This is a genomic window from Flavobacterium sp. (assembly GCF_046317795.1).
In the GTDB taxonomy this organism is placed as follows: domain Bacteria; phylum Bacteroidota; class Bacteroidia; order Flavobacteriales; family Flavobacteriaceae; genus Flavobacterium.
In genome coordinates, this window is sequence record NZ_JBKCVI010000050.1 from 1 (window position 1) to 4,188 (window position 4,188).

General features: G+C 32.6%; 5 protein-coding genes. All 5 read right to left on the reverse strand.

What is annotated here, in order from left to right; genetic code table 11:
* The coding region (gene rlmH, locus ACK5ON_RS03215) for a 23S rRNA (pseudouridine(1915)-N(3))-methyltransferase RlmH (RefSeq protein WP_409819826.1) at positions 1–434 on the reverse strand (434 nt) is incomplete at its 3' end.
* A 115-nt stretch (positions 435–549) separates the two neighbouring features.
* Complete coding sequence (locus ACK5ON_RS03220) at positions 550–1,296, reverse strand: shikimate dehydrogenase family protein (protein ID WP_409819817.1); 747 nt, start codon at positions 1,294–1,296, stop codon at positions 550–552.
* Positions 1,283–1,753 carry an energy transducer TonB gene (locus tag ACK5ON_RS03225; RefSeq protein ID WP_396174721.1) on the reverse strand — a complete coding sequence of 157 codons (471 nt, stop codon included), beginning with the start codon at positions 1,751–1,753 and terminating at the stop codon, positions 1,283–1,285. The genes ACK5ON_RS03220 and ACK5ON_RS03225 overlap by 14 nt, the downstream gene beginning before the upstream one ends.
* Position 1,754: 1 nt before the next feature.
* Complete coding sequence (locus ACK5ON_RS03230; protein ID WP_409819820.1) at positions 1,755–3,149, reverse strand: tetratricopeptide repeat protein; 1,395 nt, start codon at positions 3,147–3,149, stop codon at positions 1,755–1,757.
* Between the two features lie 130 nt (positions 3,150–3,279).
* A partial coding sequence (locus ACK5ON_RS03235) for an aspartate aminotransferase family protein (protein WP_409819823.1) occupies positions 3,280–4,188 on the reverse strand: 909 nt, incomplete at its 5' end.

The following is a 4,188-nucleotide window of genomic DNA, read 5'->3' on the forward strand; positions in this document are numbered from 1 at the left end:
CCACGATACAACTGCTCAATAAAAAATAAACGTACCATTTGGTGTGAAAAAGTCATTTCGGAGAGTGAAACTTTTCCTTGTGATTTTTTATAAACTTCTTCGCTAAATCCGTATGGACCACCAATTACAAAAACTAAGGTCTTTACTCCTGAATTCATTTTCTTTTGTAAATAATCTGAAAAACCAACACTCGAAAAAGTACTTCCGTTTTCGTCCAATAAAATTAATTGGTCGGTTGGTGTAAGTTTTGATAAAATCAATTCGCCTTCTTTTTCTTTTTGCTGAGGTTCCGAAAGGTTTTTGACGTTTTTGATATCGGGAATAATTTCTAAATCAAATTTGATGTAAAAAGACAAACGTTTGGTGTAATCGTCAATTAAAGTTTGTAATGATTTATTGTCGGTTTTGCCTATGGCGATTAGTTTAATGTTCATGTTTTTTTTAATCATTTAAGGCATTTAAGGTCATATAAGAATGTACAAATACATAGATAAATTTGAATATAACAAAAACTTAAATGACTTTACATTTCTTATATGGTTTGATTTATTATTTATTCCAAATTTTCCATGCTTTTTCTGCTTGAAATACTAACATTTCATAACCATTTTTAGTTACTGCACCATTTTTCTTGGCTTTTTTCAAAAATTGTGTTTCCTCAGGATTGTATATCAGGTCAAAAGCAATATGCTTTTCGGTAAAAAATTGATAGGGAATTGGCGGAGATGCTGAGGTGTTTGGACTAGTTCCCAGCGGTGTGCAATTAATAATAATATGGTAATTGTCAAAAGTGGTAACATTGATTCGGTCATAACCAATCATGCCTGCTTTTTCTTCTCGGGAAACAAAGGTGTATAGAATTTGGAGTTGGTCTAAAGCAAAAGCTACAGCGTTGGCAGCGCCACCAGTTCCCAGAATGAGTGCTTTTTTATGATGTGCTTGTAACAAGGGTTTTAAAGATTTCATAAAACCATAGTAATCCGAATTATAACCTTTTAGTTTTCCTTTTTTGGTAAAACGAATGACATTGACAGCGCCAATTTGAGCAGCATTTTTTGATAATTTATTTAAAAAAGGAATAACAGATTCTTTATACGGAATGGTAACATTCAAACCAATTAAATCAGGATTATTGGCAATTAAATTTGGAAATTCTTCAATGTTTTGCAAGTCGAAATTCTCATAGGTACATTCAACAAGATTTCCTAAAACAAATTTCTCGGTAAAATATTTTTTAGAAAATGAATAAGAAATATTCTTTCCAATTAGGCCATAAAGTCTTTTACTTTGATCCATTTATAGTTATAAATAATGGAATCAGACATCTTACTTTTTGACCCTCTTTTTCACCTGATTTCCATTTAGGAGATTCTTTTAATACTTTTAAAATTTCTTTATCAGTTTCCTCATCAATCCCTTTTAAAATAGCAACCCTAGATAAACTTCCATTTTTTTCAACAATAAAAGCTACAAAAATATCCCCTTTTATATTTTTCGGATTTTTTAAAACGATATTTACGTGAGCTTTATATGTTTCAACTCCACCAGGATATTCTGGTTTTACGTCTAAATTAGATTCGGCGTAGATTAAAGTATCTTCTTTTTTGTTAGATAATTCAAATTTATAATAATTTTTACTGCTTTTCGCTTTTATAAATTTAGGGTAACTTACTGGTTTTATTTCGGCAACAATATTTTGAGCTACTAATACAATTAAAAGTGCAATACTTAAAAATAGTGTTTTCTTTTTCATATTACTTTTTGTGTTTAGTTATATATACTTTCACCGATTTTCTTTCCCAAACCATAGGAAACAATTCTTGTAAAATAGAATTATGATTAAAATTTAAACGCAAACCATTGCTCAAATGGAAGTTTCCTTTTTCTTCTTCATTTAACATTAAATGCAAACCAGCCAAACGGTATTCTACTTCAAATTCTTCAGGGAAATATTCGGCAGCTTGCATTAAGGTTAGAATGGCATTATTGTATTCGCCCATTTCTCGCATCATATCTACCCAAAATAGCCAAGTATCTAATTGATAATCGCCATGTTCAACCGCTTTTCTATAACCAAATTCTGCTTCCTCAAAATTACCCATTCCTTTATTGATGGTTGCAAAGCGTTTCCAATACAAACGGTTTTGATCATCAATAGCCAATGCTTTGTTTACATAATACAATCCTTTTTGGTAGTTTTTTTGACGAACATAAAAATCAGTAATCGCAATCCAACCTTTGTCTAAAAGTGGATCTTCATGTACCGTTTTATTAAAATATTTTAAAGCTTCCGCTTTGTGGCCTAGCTTTTCATGGCATTTTCCAATGCGTAGTAAGGCATAAGAAGTTGGGTCATCTAATTCAATAGTGCGGTTATAGTTTTCGATAGCTTCTTCATATCTTTTCAATCGTTCCAAAGCTTTACCGTTTTCCATAAAGGCGCCAATAAATTCATCATCAATGTAGGTGGCAAATTCAAAAGAACGAACGGCATTTTCATAATCTTTAACACCATAGTATAATCTTCCGCACTGATGCCAAGCAATTTCGCTGTATGGATTTCTATCGATGTAGGTTTTAAGGTATTCAATAGCTTCCAAATTTTGGTCCAAAAACTCAAAACAATACACTACATTATATAAAGCAGATTGGTCTTCTAAATCTTCTTCCAAACATTTGATAAAATTCTCTTTTGCCAATTCTAAATTATCCATAAAAAGGTATTCCATACCAATTAAGTTATGTACATCAGCATAATCTTCAGTATATTGAAGTGCTGTTTGTAAATACTCAACGGCTTTGTCGTGTTGATCTCTTTTGGAATAAATATTGGCTTTTTGGATAAAAATTTCTTCGTTGGTAGGTTCAATGGCATAAAGCTCGTTTAATAATTTTTCTGCGTGATCCAATTTGTCATCATACACTAGCATTTCTACTTGAACCAATTTTAATCCGGTAGATTTTGGATGTTGTTCCAATCCTAACTTTAAAGCTTTTTTTGCCAAAGTAGCTTTGCCCATGTCGAGGTAATGCAGAATGATTTCCTCAAATTCCTCCGAGTCGAAAAAGAATACCTTGTTGGTTTTCAACATCGATTCAAATTTCGATAAGGATAAGTTGTAATCTTCTTCGTCGTGTTCTAGGTGCATAATTGTAGGTATTAAAATTATCCTTAATAAAATTAGGCAAACAGGTTGCTTATTTGATGAATTGTTGATATTGTTGTAAACAATTTAATTAACAATTATTCAATGTCAATTTCAATTGCAAAATTCAATATCAATTTTCAATTAGAATTTCATTCATCGCTTCAATAATAATGGCGCAACCTTCTCTAATTTCATCTTCAGATATGGTTAATGGAGGAGTAATTCTAATTGCTTTGCCCTCAAATAGTAACCAAAATAAAATCAATCCTTTGTCTTGGCATTTGAAAATTACTTTGTTGGTAATTTCAGAATTTCTAGTCATTGCGGCAAGCATTAATCCTTTTCCTCTCACTTCATCTATCAAAGGATGTACCAAAAGCTCTCGGAATAACTTTTCCTTTGCTAAAGATTGTGCAGCATAGTCTTTTTCTAGAATTTCTTCTAAGGTGGCTAAGCATGCTGCCGCTATGACAGGATGTCCGCCAAATGTGGTAATGTGTCCTAATTTTGGGTCATGGCTCAATAAATCCATGTACTTTTCATCTGCAATAAAGCCGCCTACAGGCATTCCACCAGCCATTCCTTTACCAATAATTACCACATCGGGTACCACATTATAGTTTTCAAAACCAAATAGTTTTCCAGTTCTACCAAAACCAGGTTGGATTTCGTCAACAATCATAAGCGCTCCAACGTCGGAGCATCGTTTTTTTACTTTGGCCAAGAAATCGTTTTTAGGTTGAATAAATCCTGCGCCTCCTTGAATGCTTTCTAGAATTATTCCGGCTGTTTTGGTAGTGATTTTTTGAATATCTTCTTCGTTATTAAAGGTGATGAAATCCACATCAGGAATCAACGGACGAAAAACTTGTTTTCGTTCTTCAAATCCCATGACGCTCATAGAACCCATAGTATTGCCATGATAGGCATTATGACACGAAATCAACTGACTTCTACCAGTAACTCTTCGAACCAGTTTCAAAGCACCTTCGCAAGCTTCTGTTCCCGAATTGACGAGATATACTTTGTTTAAACTTGG